At 63.8% G+C, this 17,184-nt stretch carries 12 protein-coding genes; 3 read left to right on the forward strand and 9 right to left on the reverse strand.

The window, feature by feature from the left end:
- Positions 1-729 precede the first annotated feature (729 nt).
- From QE379_RS14580 to QE379_RS14600, 5 genes are all read right to left on the reverse strand, one after another.
- Positions 730-1,587, reverse strand: a complete 858-nt coding sequence (locus tag QE379_RS14580) for a hypothetical protein (RefSeq protein WP_307001562.1) — start codon at positions 1,585-1,587, stop codon at positions 730-732.
- A complete protein-coding gene (locus tag QE379_RS14585; protein WP_307001564.1) occupies positions 1,584-1,910 on the reverse strand; it encodes a co-chaperone YbbN in 327 nt (108 codons plus the stop codon). Before QE379_RS14585 ends, QE379_RS14580 begins: the two co-directional genes overlap by 4 nt.
- A gap of 39 nt (positions 1,911-1,949) precedes the next feature.
- Complete coding sequence (locus QE379_RS14590) at positions 1,950-3,752, reverse strand: ABC transporter ATP-binding protein/permease (protein ID WP_307001566.1); 1,803 nt, start codon at positions 3,750-3,752, stop codon at positions 1,950-1,952.
- Between the two features lie 17 nt (positions 3,753-3,769).
- Positions 3,770-6,067, reverse strand: coding sequence for a TonB-dependent siderophore receptor (locus QE379_RS14595; protein ID WP_307001567.1), 2,298 nt, complete (start codon positions 6,065-6,067; stop codon positions 3,770-3,772).
- 71 nt (positions 6,068-6,138) lie between these two features.
- On the reverse strand, positions 6,139-8,796 hold the full coding sequence (locus QE379_RS14600) for a pitrilysin family protein (RefSeq protein ID WP_307001569.1): 2,658 nt from the start codon (positions 8,794-8,796) through the stop codon (positions 6,139-6,141).
- 230 nt (positions 8,797-9,026) lie between these two features.
- On the opposite strand from QE379_RS14600, the gene QE379_RS14605 reads away from it, so the two are divergent.
- The 3 genes from QE379_RS14605 to QE379_RS14615 all read left to right on the forward strand — a co-directional run bounded on the left by QE379_RS14605 (position 9,027) and on the right by QE379_RS14615 (position 13,264).
- A complete protein-coding gene (locus QE379_RS14605) occupies positions 9,027-10,421 on the forward strand; it encodes a PLP-dependent aminotransferase family protein (RefSeq protein ID WP_307001571.1) in 1,395 nt (464 codons plus the stop codon).
- Positions 10,422-11,245: 824 nt separating this feature from the next.
- The gene (locus tag QE379_RS14610) at positions 11,246-12,766 is read left to right on the forward strand and encodes a DUF6538 domain-containing protein (RefSeq protein WP_373461796.1); all 1,521 of its coding nucleotides are present in this window, start codon (positions 11,246-11,248) and stop codon (positions 12,764-12,766) included.
- A gap of 156 nt (positions 12,767-12,922) precedes the next feature.
- The gene (locus QE379_RS14615) at positions 12,923-13,264 is read left to right on the forward strand and encodes a hypothetical protein (protein ID WP_307001576.1); all 342 of its coding nucleotides are present in this window, start codon (positions 12,923-12,925) and stop codon (positions 13,262-13,264) included.
- Here the strand turns inward: QE379_RS14615 and QE379_RS14620 are convergent.
- The 4 genes from QE379_RS14620 to QE379_RS14635 form a co-directional block, all read right to left on the reverse strand.
- Complete coding sequence (locus tag QE379_RS14620) at positions 13,242-14,546, reverse strand: IS701 family transposase (protein WP_307000416.1); 1,305 nt, start codon at positions 14,544-14,546, stop codon at positions 13,242-13,244. The two genes, QE379_RS14615 and QE379_RS14620, sit on opposite strands and share 23 nt — an antisense overlap.
- 448 nt (positions 14,547-14,994) lie before the next feature.
- Positions 14,995-15,990: an IS5 family transposase gene (locus QE379_RS14625; protein WP_307001579.1), complete on the reverse strand. Its 996-nt coding sequence runs from the start codon at positions 15,988-15,990 to the stop codon at positions 14,995-14,997.
- 66 nt (positions 15,991-16,056) lie between these two features.
- On the reverse strand, positions 16,057-16,827 hold the full coding sequence (locus QE379_RS14630; RefSeq protein WP_307001581.1) for an SDR family NAD(P)-dependent oxidoreductase: 771 nt from the start codon (positions 16,825-16,827) through the stop codon (positions 16,057-16,059).
- On the reverse strand, positions 16,824-17,177 hold the full coding sequence (locus tag QE379_RS14635; RefSeq protein ID WP_307001583.1) for a GFA family protein: 354 nt from the start codon (positions 17,175-17,177) through the stop codon (positions 16,824-16,826). Before QE379_RS14635 ends, QE379_RS14630 begins: the two co-directional genes overlap by 4 nt.
- Between the last annotated feature and the right edge of the window lie 7 nt (positions 17,178-17,184).

Genomic DNA, 17,184 nt, shown 5'->3' on the forward strand with positions numbered 1-17,184 from the left:
AGGAGGCCATAGTAGAGGTCCGAAGGTTAGGCAGGTTTGGCCGGGCTCAGACGATGGCGACACGATCAATAAGCGCGGAAGCATAGGGATGAGCATGCGAAGGGTGACCGGGCGCTCGGCCGAATTTTGCTTATCGTGGGATCAGTGGCGGCCTGTCGCAGCCAAAGTCGATAATCGGCGCCAGATGGCTTGCCTCTAATAGCATGAGTGGCGAGACGTATTCGTCAGATTTATCCAGCGCGGGGCGCCGGTTGATGGGGGCGAACTGAGCCGCGCTTGTTCTGGGTTCAGTATATGTCGGCTACGGCTCTTTGCATGATGAAACCTGCCAGTCCGCAAACTGCCCGCTATGTCGTTCTGCGATGCCGGTCGGGCGAGCGCTGAACGACGGCTTCTGACGATAGCTGCCGTTCGGCAGGGCGCATACAAATGGCAGAAATGTCCCACGATGCGCCGGTTATTGTCGGCAATATTCGACCGATGCTAACCGTTCATGCCGCCTCTTGTGAATGTCTGATCATCAACGCTGGAAATAGCCGTATGCGGTGCTTCCAGCCAGTGTTCCCGGATTTGATACGTCAGAACTATAGTGGACGCGGGAACCCTCGGCGCGGAAGGCCGTGCTGGTCATGGTTGAGGCGAAATCCCGAGCGTAGCGCGCCGATTGAATGCTGCGGGAAGCGCGTAGAGTATCGGAGCGATCATCGCTGAAGGCTCCCGTCTCATCCTTCAAGGGGCCTTTCGTAATTTGGCAGCGGCAAGATAGGCGAGCACTATGCCCGGAGCGGACCGGGCACGGTCAAGATAGCGGGCATTCGCGCGTTCCAGCGATGCCTCGAAGCCTGCCGCGAGGACCGGATCGCGCATGCGGAACAGGGCTGGAATGTCGACCGCCTCGCCTTTGTCGCGCATGGGCTGAGTTTGTTGGTAAATTTCGTCAAGCATGGCCATGGCGCGCTGACGCTCGACTTCTCCGAACGCCGGATCGGCTTCACGATTGACCTCCTGAAGCCAAGCCGCGATCAGCGTCGACAGGATCGAGCTGCTCGTTTGCAGTGGCCAGCACGCAGTGGCGCACGCGTTCAGGGCGGCACGCTCAGGACTGTGCGGTAATGCGGCTTCCTCGGCCGCTTCGATGCGGCGGCGTGTTGCGGTCCATTCACCACGATGCCTGGCAACGCCTGACGCTTCGGCGCGGTGCAGCGCTTGTACCTGGGCATAGGACGATGCCGCGAGGCGCTCCGCCCCCATAGCAGTCAGGAAATGGTCGACGATCCTCTGCGGGATCGGCGACAGGTCGGCGCCCACAGCGACACACTCCACCCAGCGCAGCGCGACCTTGCCGCCGTCATCAGGCCCGGCATAAGCGATCAACGGATCCAGCAAGCCGGCTATTGCGAGCGGGTAGCCGAACCGGGTCGCATAGTCGGCGCTATCCCCCCCTTCGGTAGACACGCCCAAGGGGCTGCCCCCCGAGCCGTCCCAGGATGTGCCGCCGAAGCGAAGCGTGCTATTGGCGATATGGCTTTCCAGTCTGGCGAGCAGTGCGGCCTTGATCGCGGGATCGCCCCCAAAGGCGCCGGTCATAAATGGCTTTCAAGCCAGGCGGTCAATTGCCCGCGCGATTTCAGGCCGACCATCCGGTCGATCTCCATGCCGGCGCGATACAGCGCCAAGGTCGGCAGTGCCCTCGCCGCGAACGGCTTGGCGGTCCCCTGGTCCGCCTCGACGTCGAGCTTGCAGATTTGCAACTCGTCGGCGAAGTCGGCCGCCAGATCGTCGAGGATCGGGGCTAGCGCTCGGCACGGGGCGCATGTCGGGGACCAGAGATCGAACAGGATCAAACCGTCTCGCTCCGCGATGACCGCGGCGACGTCCGAGCCCGTGACGTCGATAACCTTGCCCGTCATGATGGTCGAAATCCTTTCTGCCGTCTCGTCGCGGCGATCTCAGTCGCCGGTCTTGGTCCGGTCGATGGCGGTGGCGATCGCGCCGCCATCCGCGAAGGTCAGCATATGGCTGTGGTGCGCCAGCAGCGTCTCGTCATGCACCACGCTGACGATCGTGGCGTCGGGCAGGGCGGCGCGGACGCTGTCGTAGAAATGGCGCGCATTGCCCGCATCGAGTGCGCTCGTTGCCTCGTCCAGGACCAGCAGCGTCGGGCGATGCAGCAGGACGCGAGCCAGCGCGATCCGCTGCTGCTCGCCGGGAGACAATTCCTCCTGCCACAGGCGTAGCGCGTGCATCTCGGTGGCAAGATGGCCGAGCCGTGCTTGACCGAGCAATGCGGCGATTTCGGCATCGCCATGCTCCTCGGGCCGATCGGGGAAGCAGACCGCCGCCTTGAGCGTACCCTGCGGCAGGTAAAGCCGCTGCGGCACGAACATCGCCCGGCTGTCATGCGCCAGCGCAACGCTGCCCTGCCCGTCGGGCCACAGCCCCGCCAGCGCGCGCACGAGCGTCGACTTGCCGGTGCCCGAGGCGCCCCGCACCGCCCAGCGTTCGCCCTTGCGCACGGTCCAGTCGCCGACGATCGCCAGCTCCTCGCCATGCGGGCGGTGGAGCGCCAGATCTTGCGTCGCCAGGACGACACCCGGAGCGGTGCCCGTACCCACGGCAATTCCGGCAGGCCGCACATCGTCCAGTGCGTCGTCGAGTCCCTTCATACGGTTGAAGTAGCTGACTTGCTGACCGATCAGCTGATAGCTCTTGACGAAATAGCCGAGCTGCATCCCGAGCTGCCCGAAGGCGTCGCGGCCCGCCATCAACTGGCCGAAGGTCATGGTCCCTGCGAGATAGCCCGGCACCATGATGAACAACGGCAGGACCGTCCCCATCCGGTCATAGACGCTGCCCGCCGCAGTGATGCCCAGCGAGCTGTAGATGACGGAGCGAAAATTGGTCCGCACCGCGTCGAACGCCTGATGCAACGCCTCGCGCTCGGTGGAGACCGCGCCCGATAGCCCGATCTGCGCGGCATTGCGCCGCACATGGATCAGCCCGGCACGGAAATCCGCCTCGCGGTGCTGCTGGCGCATCATCGCGCGGACGAAGGGCTGGCCGATCTTGGCCGTCAGCCACGAGCCGATCATCGCATAGGCAACGGCATACCAGACGGTGCTGCCCGGAATGGAAATTGCGGTGCCGCCCAGCGAGAAGCGGATCGGCGGCGCGGTCTCCAGCAGGATCATCGCGAAGGTGACGCCGGTCACGATCGACCCGATCAGCCGCATGACGATGTGCAGCGCGCCGATCGTCATGCCCAATGCGGCGGTGATCGCGTTCAGGTCGTCGGCGATACGCTGGTCGGGATTGTCGATGATCCGCAACCGCTCGATCTCGGCATAGCGATTGCGGCTCATCCAGCGGTCGAGATAGTCGCGCGTCAGAAAGGTCCGCCAGCGGATGGACAAGAGTCCGTCGATGAAATTCTCCGCCAGGATCATGGCGATCTGCATCGCCATGATCCCCAGGAACACGATCATCAGTGGCACCATCTGCGCCTGGTCGCGCTGTTCGATCGCGTCGAAGAAATGTTGCTGCCAGCGATTGGCGCGCAGCATGATGAACGCCGCGCCGAACTGGAAGAACAACAGGGTGATCAACGCGAACCAGGCGAACTTCCAGTCGGACGACCGCCAATAGCCGCTGACCAGCCGCCATGCGTCCGTCCATCGGGCAGTGGCGTCCTGGGGTGGGGCCAGGCCCGTCTCGCGACGGACCTCGCCGCTTTGGGTGGGTTGCGGCATCATCGGCGGGTCATCCTCGATCAGAAAAAGCGATAGCCGACGGTCAGTCGCCAGCTACGCGGCTCGCCCAGCGGAATATAGTTGTCGAACCGGGTCGGCGCATAGGATTTGCGGTCGAACAGGTTGCGGACGCCGACATTGATGTCGATGTCGCCGACCGACAGGAACCCGTTCAGATTGACCAGCGCGGCGCCATCGATCCGGTAGGTGTTCAGACGATCGATCGCCGAACTCGAACGGCCCGCCACCCCGGCCCCCAGACCGGCGCGCATGTCGTTGCCGACCTTGCGCTCATAGGACGCATAGAGGTTGTACACGTCGCGCGGCTGGCCGTTGACGGTGTTGCCGATCGTCCGCGTCGGCACAAGAAATGTGTAGCTGGTCCGCGTAAACGCCGCCGAAAGGGTCAGGCCGGCCAGCGGCGTGCCGCTGACGTTCAGGTCGATGCCTCGGCCCAGCTGTCCGGGCAGGGCGATCGAGAAACCGGGATGGAGCGGATCGCGGTCGATGAGGTTGCTCTGTCGGATACTGAAATAGGATGCGTTGATCAGCATGCGTTTGTCGAACAGGTCCCACTTGATACCGGTTTCGGCATTGCGGCTCTTGATGTCGCCCAGCCTTTCCTTCGCGGCGTTCAGCGTGAACGTCGGCGTGTATCCATAGGCCAAGGTGCCGAACACGGACAGCTTGCTGGTAATATCGACCACGGCCCCGAAATTGGGCGTGGTGGCCGTCGCATGGTTCGAATTGGGTCCGAAACCGGCGACGACCGAGGTGAAGTCCAAGATGTTGTGACGGACCGCCGCCATCAGGTGGATCGGACCGAAGCCAACGAGATATTGGCCGTAATAGCCACGCTGCTTGCCGATGATCGTCGACCGCTCTCGATAGATCGTCGCGAGCGACGGCAGGGTTCCGCCGGGGGTGAGGAAGTTATAGGGGAACATATCCCCATCGGCGGCATAGATCGCATCAGTATCGCTTTTCACATTGGTCGCGCCGACCACGATCTTGTGGTTCACCGGGCCGGTATCGAAGGCGATACGGGCAAAGCCGTCAACTGCATCGCTGGTCGACGTCTGGCGCACGCCGCTGCTGGACACGAGCAACAGGCCGTTGTTGTTCAAGACGGCGAAGGGGGAATATTGCGATAGCGCGAAGGTCGCGTTCTGATGCTGGCCGCGCAGTACGACGGTCAGCCAGTCGGTCAGCTTCTGGGTCAGTTCGGCATTGATCTGCGTCGTGCCATTACGAGCGAACTGCTCGCGCCCGCCCAGCAGCGGTCGGTCCCAGGCAACGTCGAACGGCTTTTTGGTCGCCTTGTTCAGCACGGTGTACGGCACCATGCCGAAATATTGCGTGCCCGCCACGCCGGAGACGATGACATCGGTCGTCGCGTTCTTGTACCGCAGCGAGGGGGCGAACAGATAATCCTCGTTGCCGCGATAGCCGCCGAAATTGCGGTCGGCGGTCGCGGCCGTGGCGATGATGCGCGCGCTCAGGCGATTGTCGTCGGTCAGGGCCCGGTTGGCGTCGATGGTTCCCCGGACCAGGCCGAACGATCCGGTATCCATCGATGCGTAGAGCCGCTCCTCGGCATTGGGTTTCTTGGTGACGATGTTGATCGTGCCGCCCAGATTGTCACCGCCCAGCAGGATCGCGTCGGGGCCTTTCAGCACCTCGATGCGCTCGATATTGACCAGCGACTGGGTCGTGCCCGCCGCAAAGCTGGAGCTGGAGACCGAGGGCAGGCCGTTGACCGCACCGTTCGAGTCGAAGCCACGCACCGAATAGCTGATGCCGCCCTGCACCGTGGCGGTGTTGACGACGACGCCGCCCGCATTGGCCAGACCCTCGGCGATGGTCTGCGCCTGTTGTCGTTCGAGCAGTTTCGCCGAGATGACCTGGGTGTTGCGCGCCTGTTCCCGAAGCGACTGGCCGAGCCGCGACGAACTGGTCGCGCCGCGGACGAGCACGCTGTCCTCTGCTTCGTTGGGCTGTGCGGTGACGACGACGTCGTTCAGGATGGAGATCGCGCCCGTATCGCTGACATCGACCGCGACGGGCAGGCCGCGCGTCGCCTGCGCGACAGCGTCACGCTCGGACCGGGCATTGACGACGGGCTTGGCGGTGATCCCGCGCACCGCGTCGGGATCGATGTTCAGCGGCTTGCCCCATTCCGCGGCGATCCGCTGCAACGCCTCGCTCAGCGGCAAGGCGGGTTGCGACATCACCCGGTCCTGCGCCGAAGCGACGCCCGGTGCGGTGGCGGCCACCAGCGCCAACAGGCTGGCGGCGACATAATGACGTGTACCCATATTCAATTCCCCCCATGTCATTGATGGATAACAATCCGCGCCTGCCCTGCCGGGCATGTTCGCGGCCCTCTTCAGCGCGCCGTGGGGATCACCACGGGCGTGCCAAGCCTGAGATTCGTGAACTGGTCGCGGATGCGCTGCCAGTCGCCGACCAGAACCCAATGAACCGTGTCCGGATCGGACAGCGCCCCGGTTGCGCCCCGCAGCTGCCCCAACGTCAGAGACTGGAGCCGGATCGGCTCGCGCACGACATCGTCATGGGGCAGCCCATCGGACTCGGCGTCCGCCATGGCCTGGAGCAGGTTGGCATTCCCCTCCAGCTTGGCCGCGCTCTGGTTGGCCACGCTGGTCGCGATACGGGTCAGCTCGCGCTGCTCGGGCGGACGATCTCCGTTCAGGCCGCGCATCTCCTTAATCAGCTCCGCGACCGACTCCCCGCTATGCTCCCGGCTGACCGAGCCTGCGAGAATCCAGCGACGCTCGCCGCGTGTGTCGTAAAGCCCGGAGCCGATGCCATAGGTCCAGCCCTTGTCGACGCGCAGGTTGCTGCCGATCCGGGCGGTCGAATTGCCGCCATAGAGCTCGTTGACGGTCCAGGCCGCGGTCGCCTCCGGGCTACCGGGCGTGGCGGCCGGGATCACCTTGCCCGCCATGATGAAGGTCTGCGCCGCGCCCGGCTTGTCGATCACGGTCAGGGACGGCGTCGCACTGCCATGCGCGGGCGGTATGGTCGGGGCGGGCGTCGCCGCACCCTGTGCGGTCCATCCGGCCAGCGCCTTTTCCAGCAGCGGCTTCAGGACCGCCATGCTGGTATCCCCCGCGATATACAGCGTCGCACGATCCGGCCGTACATGGCCGCGATACCATTCGCGCAAGGAAGCGGGATCGATCGCCTCCACCGCCTGGATGTCCGTCGCAACATCCGGCGCGGGGGCGTAGGGATGACCGGTACCGTAAATGGCGTTGAACAGCGCCCGATCGGCGAGCGCGGAATTGTTCGATCGCTGGGCGGCCAGTTGCTCGCCGCGTGCCTTTTTCAACGCTCTGACCGCCTCCGGCGTGATGCCGGGCCGGTTCAGCACATCGCCCAGGAAAGCGACCCCGCCCGCCAGTTGCTTCGTATCCCACCCGATACTCAGATCGGCATGGTCGAGATCGGCGGTCTTGTTGATCCACCCGTTCAGCGTCTCGGCGCGTTCGGCGCGGGAGCGCTGATCCGGGGTGGTGCCATTTCCGGCCAGCAGGTCGAGCGCGACCGGTGCGATCACCCGCGAGGGACCGGCAAGACCCGCATCGTCGAAGCGGAGCAGCGCGCTGTCGGTCATCGCGCCGGGCCGGGGGACCAGCACCACCTTCAACCCGTTCGACAGGCGTGCGCGCTCCACCGCCGGGAACATGATCGGTGCCATTTCGCCCATCGGCGGCGGCCCCTGGGTCAGGTCATAGCCCACCGACGTCGCCTGTGCCATCGGCTTGGGGCGGACGATCAACCGGTAGCCGGGGCGACCATAGACCGCGTCGACCTCACGTCGGACGCTCTCCGGTGTCGCCGTTCGCAGTTCGCGCAAGTAAGTCGCGGCATAGTCGGTATCGTCCGTCTGGTTCACCGCCCGAGCCTGCAGGAACGCCTTGCCCGACGTGCTGTCCTGCAACCCGAACATATATTGCGTGCGTGCCGCCCGTGCGCGTTCCAGCTCATCGGGGGTGGGGCCTTCGGCGACGTAACGGGCGATGACGGCGTCGATCTCCGCCTCGGCGCGGGAAATCTGGTCGGCCGGGATGCCGTCGACGACGAAGCCCATCCGGCTCGATAGCTGCCCTTCGTTGAAGGTGACGAAGGCGGAACGGGCGATGCCCAGTTCCTCGATCAAACGCCGGTTGAGCCGCGACCGCGCGCCCGCCGCCATGATCTGTGCGGTCAGGTCTAGCGCGGCGATCGACGGCGAACCCTGTGGCGGCGCGATATAGGTGGCATAGATGCGACCCTGTGGCACGGACCGGAAGATTTCACGCCGGACCGGCCCGGTCATCGGCGACGTCCGCGTCAGCAGCCGGTCGAGCGGCTGTCGCGGCGCCAGGCCACCGAAATATTTCTCGACCAGCCGCCTGGCCTCGTCCCCCGTGACATCGCCCGCCAGGATCAGTGTCGCGTTCGACGGGCCATAATGGGCGTCGAACCACTGACGGGCGATATCCACCGTCACAGCCTCCAGATCGGCATCCTCGCCGATCACGCTGTGGTGATAGGGATGATCCGCCGGATACATGTCCGCCAGGGCGATCGCGTCGTCGGTGCCGTCGGGGCGACTGCCGCGCTGGCGCTTCTCGTTCAGCACGACCCCGACCTCGCGCTTCACTCGCTCAGGCGTCAGCGCTTCGCCGACATAGCCCATGCGGTCGGCTTCGAGGAACAGCACCCGCTCCAGCGCCGCGCGCGGAAACGTCTCGAACAGGGTCGTGGCGTCCTGATTGGTGCTGGCATTGACGTTGGTCGCACCCAGATCCCGCAGCGAGATGAAGGCGTTCTGATTCCAATGCGCGCTGCCATCGAGCATGAGATGCTCATACAGGTGAGCGTAGCCATATTGCCCCATCTTTTCGTCCTTTGACCCGACATCATACACCACGGTTGCGGTAATGAGCGGCACGCGCTTGCTGGTCTGGACGACGACCTTCAGCCCGTTGGGCAGGGTAAAGCGCGTGACGGGGTCACTGATGACGGGCGGCATGACCGCCGGCTTTGGGCGCTGTATCGGCACCGGTCGGGCCAGAGGAGGCAGATTCTTTCGGACGGGACCATCTACCGTGCCCGTTGAAGACATCGCTATCATCGACAGCGCAACAAATGGAAAGAAGGTCGTCATCACGTGACATTAGCAATTGCGGCAGCGCTGGCTTCCGGACACTGTATGAAAAAACGACCAGCCTGTCCCACTTATTTTATCAGGACACTTTAGCGATGAAAGCTGACCCGTCAGGGGCCGAGGGCAACAAGGTACAGCGCATCGTCCAGGCGGTCAGAGACGCAATGGCTGATGGCGGCCTCACACCTGGCCAGCGCTTGCCCTCGATACGGGGCATGGCCGCCGAGCATGGTGTCAGCCGCGACACCGTACAGCGCGCGTATGACAAGCTGGTGGCCGGTGGAAACATCCATCCGCGGCGCGGGGCTGGCTTTTACGTCGCCGTCACGACGACGCCACCCACTCGCAACAAAACGCTGCGGACTGTCGACCTCGACGCCTTCCAGCTGATCCATTCTGATCTGCCGCCCGATCATGTCCCGGGAAGCGGATTGCTGCATCACGATGATGCCTCGGTCGACGAGCTTGCCCGTGTGCTCAAGGGGGCAGCGACCTTAGGCAAGCGGCTGGGCCGATATGGCGACCCGGCGGGCTATCCGCCGCTCCGCGAGGAGTTGCAGAATAAGCTGCGGATGGAGGGCGTCGATGCTCCGATCGATTCGATCATGACGGTTCCGGGCTGCATCGCCGGCTTGACCTTGTTCATCCGCTCGTTCGTGCGGTACCGGACGCCGGTCCTCATCGAGGATCCGTCGTCCTTCGCGCATGAGGCGGCATTGCTGGCGCAAGGGGCGGAAATCTACCGTATCCCGCGTGAGGCGGACGGTCCGAACCTGGAAGTGCTGCGCCTGATGTGCGAGCGCCACCGCCCTAAAATGTTTCTGCTGTCATCGCTGCTTCAGAATCCGACGGGCACCAGCATCTCGTTGCACAAGGCACGAAAGCTGCTCGAGATTGCGGCTGAGTTCGATATGGCGCTGGTCGACGACGCCAGTTACGCCGATTTGGCGCCAGCGACCGATGGTCGCCCTGCGGTGCCCCTGATCCTGCTGGATCAGTTGGAGCATGTGATCCACATCGGCGGCTGCTCCCAAATCCTCGCGCCGGAGATAGGCGTTGGCTATATCGTTGCGGGTGAACGCTTCATGCCGTTGTTGCGCGTCTTCCGGCCCGTCCAAGGCCTTGGAAACATGCTGATCCCCGAGCGTGTTCTCTATCGTTTCCTTCACGACGGACTTTATCGCCGACGTTGCGAACGGATACGATCCCAGCTGTTGCGCCGTGGCGTCACGCTGCGCCATTTGCTGGCATCAACGCCGGTCAAGCCAGCACAGCCGACGGCGACCGGCGGCACTTTCCTGTGGGCTAATCTCGGCGAAGGCAATGATTCACGCCATGTCGCCAAACAGATGCTGGCCAAGGGCTATCTAACTGCGCCAGGGTCTCATTTCCTGATGCCAAAGATGGGCCGACCGTTCATGCGTTTCAACGTTACGACCACCACGCCCGCCGCGATCGACGCACTAGTCGCCTGCCTAACGAACCTATAGCAGTGTTTCTGCGATAACAGCTCAGCTTCATCGTTTGATGGTCGCGATCAAAGCGTAGGGCTTAATTTATAAATTACAGGTCAATCAATATAAAAATGCTTAAATGACGGACCAAGCGCTCGCTACCGATAATACCAATTTGACTGCGCCATTTATGACAGTCCATGGCGCCTGAAAGAACGTCTGAAATTGAGGACGAATAACGGTGTAAAAAGGATTTCTTTGCGGGTCATCCCGCCAACCGTGATTAAGCTGAAGTTCACTGGAAGCAAATTATCAATCGCTAGGCGCACGAATATTTCCGCCGAGGCATCCGCAAAGGTTGGATTGCTCAACATGCGAATGTCGGCTCTTGTCAAAAGCTGACATTTTGTGATTCTTTGAGGAACGACCGCTATGTCCCAGCGGCGGCCGTCTTCACTCCATTGCGGAGCAGATGAACGAACAAAGGCTGGCGGCGTGGTTCCTGCGACTGATGAGCCGGCTGGATGTCAGGGCACAACGCGACCAACGCCGCTTGCAAAACGAAATCAGCGTGCCGTATGTTGTCTCTACGATAGAGGTACACAGGTGGTACAAAGTCGCAAATCTCGGCACGGCTAAGCGTATAATAGATAAACCTAATTTTTCTTTATGACGCCTCCCGTAGGGGTCACCATCCTCGCATCGAGGCGCGGAAATCCAGGATTTACGCCAGCTTCACCGTCCGCAGGTATAGCGAACGGGTATAGAAGCGCATGGTGCAGATGATCACACCCTGGAAACATCCCCAGACCGGCATCTACTATCTCTACAAGGAACTGCCGCCGCATCTGCGGGGCGAGATGGGCCGGCGTCAGGTCCGGCGCTCGCTCAAGACGCGCGATCCGGCCGAGGCCAAGCGGCTCTTCGTCCTGGCCCATGCCGAGCTCGAACAGGAGATGGCCGCCGCCGAAGCGCGGATCGCCGCGCAGAAGGTCGCCGACGAAATCTCGCCCGAGCGGGCCAAGATCATCGTCGACGACTTCATCCGCGACCGGCATTCGTCGGGTCGATGGTCACGCTGGCCCACGCTGGGCCTCGTCTGGTGGCTGGAGGACACCGCGCGCCGTGTCTTCAACACCGACTTTCCCCTCGCCGGGCTACCGATGGACGACAGTCCGGAAGCACTGGCTGCGAAGCGTGGCGAGCCTGTGCCCGGCGACTGCTGGCTCGACGTGGTCCGTATGTACCCGCCGGCGGAATGGCTGAAAGCCAGCGGCATGGTTCTGGCCGACGTGTTCGAGGACCAGGACCCGCCGATTAAGCGGATCCCGGCCAACGAACTCCTTATCATGCAGGCGTGGAACGCCCGCGTCCTGGAGGATAATGACCGCCTTCGCGCCGACGTCGCTGCACCCCGCCGCATCGCCGTCAAGCCGCGATTGCGACCGGACCTCCGCTTCCGCGAGTTGCTGCAGCTGTGGAACAAGGAGAACGCGCCGAGGCCGCAGTCCTATGTCGAGGTGGAGCGCGCGACCGAGGATCTGATCGACTATCTCGGTGACATCCCGGTCGAATCCTTCACCTCCGATATGCTGATGGACTATCGCGACGAGGCAAAGAATCTGCCCGCGACCATGCCGCGCGCGGACCGCGCCCTGCCCTTCAACGAGCGCCTGGCGCGCCATGCGCATAGCGGCACGCCGCGCGTCAGTCCGCCGACGCTGAAGAAACGGATCGGATCGATCCAGGCGCTGCTCAGCTTCGCGCATCAGCAGCGCTGGATTTCCCAGAACGTCGGTACCGGGGTCAAGATCACCGGCTTCAGCCGTGTGGCGCGCGGTCGGCGCAGCTTCATGCCCGGCGAACTGGCGCAGCTGTTCGCCTCCGATCTGTTCCTGCGGCCGGAGCGCCTGCTCGACCGCCGCACCGACGTCAGCGACGTGACGCTCTACTGGCTGTTCCTGCTCGGCCTCACCTCCGGTGCCCGGCTCGAGGAAGTCGGACAGGCGCGCGTCCAGGACGTGAAGGCCGATGGCGGGATCCTCTACATCGACATCGACGACCTGATGGATGCCGAGGCCGATCCGAACCTGCCCGAGAAAAGCGTGAAGACCTCGGGCTCGCGGCGGATCATCCCGATCCACGAGCATGTCCTGACTGTTTCCGGATCTTCGCCCCAGCACCTTCGGCAAGCTGACCAAGGAGGCCAGCCGCCGGCTCAACCGCTACATCAATGCCGTCGTCAGTACGGATGCGCGGCTGGTCTTCCACTCGCTGCGCCACCGCTTCAAGGACGAGGGGCGCGGCGCCGATGTGCAGGAGCGCGTGCTCGATCAGCTGTGCGGCCATGTCCCCGCGACGGTTGGCGGTCGCTACGGTGAAGGCGCCGACCTTCAGGCGCTGAAACGCAGCCTCGATCGACTTCGGTTCGACTCCGTCGATTGGACCCGACTACGTACGGCAACTGGCACGATCTCCTGGGCTGATGTCGTCCCCGAGATCGTCCTCCGGGTGAAGGCGAACGCGAGGAAGGGCAAATGAGCGACGATCATCGTAATCGCCTGAGCGTCTATATCGCCTTCGCTGAACCCGGCGGCGAGGTGATTGAGGTCGCCAGCAGCCTGTTGGGCGCCGGCACGGCCGTGGTCCTCCATGCCGTGACCGAGTGTGGCGTAACGATGCTGACGCTGGGGGACGGTCGCCCCTTCGAGATCGACCTTATCACCGACCCGATACCGATCGATGACGGCATCTCGATTTATCCGGATGGCAGCGACGATGCGATCGCCCGAATTGAACGGCGGTTCCTGGCACTACTTTGGCAGAGTAGGTTTGTCGGCGGTTATCAGCTGCTTATTACAGTGCGGGCAGTGCATTGACGGTGGTCGTGCCAGCCAGTCGAGGATCGCCTGCCGGATGGCAGGCAGGGTTGGTTGCGGGGGCGGTCCTCCGACTCTTTTTTTTCCGTCCCGCAGCTTTGAGGCGGCGGGATTGCAGGAAGGCGTAGGCGAGCATCGTCATCAAGGCATGTCGATGCAACCCCGGCCATGATCGCCCTTCGAAATGGTCGAGCCCCAGTTCCTCCTTGAGCTGCTGGTGGGCCTGTTCGCAGACCCACCGCGCCTTGATGGCAGCGGCAAGCTGCCGCAGCGGCGTATCGGGCGGGAGATTGGATACGTAGTATTTGCGCTCGCCGCTCGACCGTCGTTCGCCAACCAGCCAGACTTCCTCACCGGGCATGGCCTGGACACGGTTGTCAGCCATGCGGTGCCGATGGCCCTCGGCGATCCGGACGCGTCGGGCAGCGAACAGGCAGGTGAGCCGCCCCTTCGTGCCGCGGCGCCAGGCGACCTTGCGCCACGGCTCGTCGGCAAGCATGTCGGCCACCGATACCGGCGCCCGGTCAGGAATATGATATTTGCGCGGACGTCCGCCTTGAGCCTGCGGAAAGGTCAGTTCAACATCGGGTGCATAGACGGTCTGCCGGGATGACAGGCCCACCGCCCATGACAATCCCCGCTCGCTCAGCGCCTGGCGGAACGCCGTTCCCGAGCCGTATCCCGCATCGGCCAGCACGCATCCGAACCGAACGCCCGCGGCCATCACCCGGTCGATCTCGGCGATGGCGATCTCGGGCTTGCTCATCGCGGCCTGTCGTCCGGCCGGCACCCGTGCACGCTTCATACGTGCCGGATCGCTCGTCCAGTTCTCCGGCAGGAACAGGCGCAGCCCCACCATCACCGGCACCTCGCGCGATGCCAGCGTCACTGACACCAGCGACTGGCAGTTCGCGGTCTTGCCCTGCGACGACGCATATTGCGGCGCCACGCCGACCGAGGCGCGTCCCTTCTTCGGCAGCGCGGTGTCATCGATGACGAGAAAGCCCTTCGCATCGCCGACCAGCAGGTCCGCCTCCGCCAGCAGCCGGCGCTCGAGCGGCGCTGCGTCCCATGTCCCGCTGGCGATGAAATGGTGCAGCTGGTCGTAGCCGGCATCCTCCGTTCGCGCCGCCAGCGGCTGGATGCTCTTGCGGTCGCCCGGGCCGATCAGGCCGGCGATGTAGGTCGGACACATCCGCCGCTGCGCCGGGTGCGTCAGCTCGGCGAGAAACGGCGCCAGCCACGTCTCCAGATCTTGCCGCCAGCTATCCCTCGCAACCATCACGCATCGTCCCGGTCAGCATCTTCATGCCACCGGAATCAACGACGATTCCACCAGTTCCCCTACTCTGCCAAAGTAGTGCTGGCTCCTTGACTCAAAGGTGTGGCGGCCACAACATCAGTGACACAGTCGCCATACCGCATCTTTGCTGGTCTCAAGCGTCTTTTGCGTTCCCTTGCCAATCTGCGGCAGGCAGTAGAGGAAGCGGCATTTGGTCACGTCCGGAAAGAAGCCGAGTTAAGCGCTAGTAGTGATGTGGCATGGTAAGTAGAGGGTCACTTGCCCTGAACCGCGCGAGATTTGTCGGAAACCCCAACCCCTGAGAGGATTCCTCTGCGAAACGGCTCATTTGTGACAGAGGATCTGGGCGAGGCTTTCGCTGCAGGGATCCGGTACGGGCCTTGGTCAGCTTTGGCTGGCCGGTTTGGAGGGGCAGGATCGCCCCGGCTCAGCCAGCGGCAAGGATGGCGGCGCGTCTGAGATTGTAGATGGTGGCAAAGGCGAGGAAGTCTGCGGCGTTCCGCTCGATCGACAGGCATCTGGTGCGCGCCTTGCCGTAGAGGCGCTTCATGGCGCTGAAGACCGCCTCGACAGGGGCGCGCCGTCTGGCGATGAGGTGGTTGCGCCGGGCCTGCCAGCGCGGCAGCTTTGGCATGTAGCGGTGCCGGCGATGCATGATGCGATCCTTGATCCCGGCCGCCTTCAGGGCCTTGCGACGCGCCTGGCCCTCATAGGCCCGGTCGGCATAGACCGCGCCTTCGTCGCCGCAGACCAGCGCGTCGGCCCGTTCGACATCCTGGACCCTGGCCGAGGTGAAGGCCAGCTTGCGGATCAGGCCCGAGCCCTCGTCCATGCCGATAGGGAAGCGGTAGCCGAACACCGGCTTGCCGTCCTTGCGCGTCCAGTCGGCACCCGGCTCCTGGGGGTGCGGATCACCCGGCGCGATCCCGTCCCCGCGCGGGGGCTTGCGGGTCGCCTTGACCACCGAGGCATCAAGGATCGTCCCCCGCCGCAGCACCAGCCCCTGCGCATCCAGCTGCCGGTTGATCTCGGCAAAGCAGCGCTCCAGCACGTCCCCCGCCGCCGCCGCCGCGCGAAACCGGCACAGAGTCGTCTCGTCCGGCGTGCCGCCATCCAGCGCAAAGCCGCAGAACCGCCGGAACGACAGCCGGTCGAGCAGCGCCTCCTCCAGCCCGGGGTCCGACGGATCATACAACGCCTGCAGATACAGCGCCTTGACCATCGCCAGCGGCGCATAGGGCGGTCGACCCGTCCGACCCGGCCGCAGCGGCGACACCAGCGGCTCCAGCCGGCTCCAGTCGATCAGCCGCTCGATCCCCGACAGCTTCGCATTCGATCCCAAGCGCGGATCCATCAACGCTTCCACCAGCGATCGCTGCTCGACCATCACCATGCCCTCCTGCCCGCACAGTGAATCACTCAACCATCCTCATTGCCAGACGTTTCGCAGAGGAATCCTGAGAGAAAGGGCAATTTTTGTTGGGGTATATCACACCGCCGTATATCCGCCATCCGCGACGAACTCGGCTCCCGTGACGAATGCGCTAAGGTCGCTGGCAAGATATGCGACCAATGGCGCGATGTCTGTCGCTTGGCCTAGCCGCCCCAGCGGGATCAGACGAGTCCACGATGCCAGGGCCTCTTCCGGGCTAAGCGGGCGTCCCTCTGCATCAGTCGGCGGGTCCCAGCGCGCCCCCAAATTGGTCGCGACGGGTCCCGGCAGTACGCAGTTCACCCGTACACCTGAGGCCGCAAGTTCGGCGGCCACCGCCTTGCTGAGCGCCCGCACCGCGCCCTTTGTCGCGGAGTAGGCGGCATAACGCTCGCCGCCGACTTTGCCGTAGACCGAGGCGATGTTGATGATCGAACCGCCGCCAGCCTTCATCAGCGGTATCGCGGCGTGCATACCGATATAGACGCTATCGACATTGACCCGCTGTTGCCGATGAAGCCAGGCTACAGGCGCATCGACAAAGTTGCGGGACAGCATGATACCCGCGCAGTTCACCAGCACGTCGAGCCGCCCGTGTCGCGATCGGATATCATCCATGACGCGTTGCCAGTCCGTTTCGTCACCGACGTCATGTCGATGCAACGCAGCGTCCGGCCCGAAATCCGCCGCAGCGCCCTTCAAGCCGTCCTCATTGAGGTCACTGGCCTCCACGATCGCCCCCAAGGTCGCGAAAGTTCGGGCGATTTCATGGCCGATGCCGGATGCGGCCCCGGTCACCAGTGCAATCTTGCCATCAAGTCGGATCATATCTGATCTCCCACATTCGCTCGGTCGAAACATTGTCGGGTCGAGGGCTCGCCCAGCCACGGCAGTGCGTTGGCGCAATAGGCCTCCTGGGTCGGGACCCATTGATCGGGCTCGTCAAGCGTCCCGGCCTTGACGATCGTGACGCCGGGAAAGGCGTCGGCCACCGACACGATCGGCGACCCACAGCGCCCGCAGAAATGTCGGTTCACCGAAAGGCCTGTATCGCCAATGTCGCGAAAGACCTTTGTCTCGCCCTGCTGATTATAATCATCGTTGGATACGATCCCGACAACTGAGAAGGCGCTGCCCGACTGACGCTGGCAGTGACGGCAGTGGCAGATCGCGACCATCAGCGGT

The organism is Sphingomonas sp. SORGH_AS_0879, assembly GCF_030819175.1.
Classification (GTDB): domain Bacteria; phylum Pseudomonadota; class Alphaproteobacteria; order Sphingomonadales; family Sphingomonadaceae; genus Sphingomonas.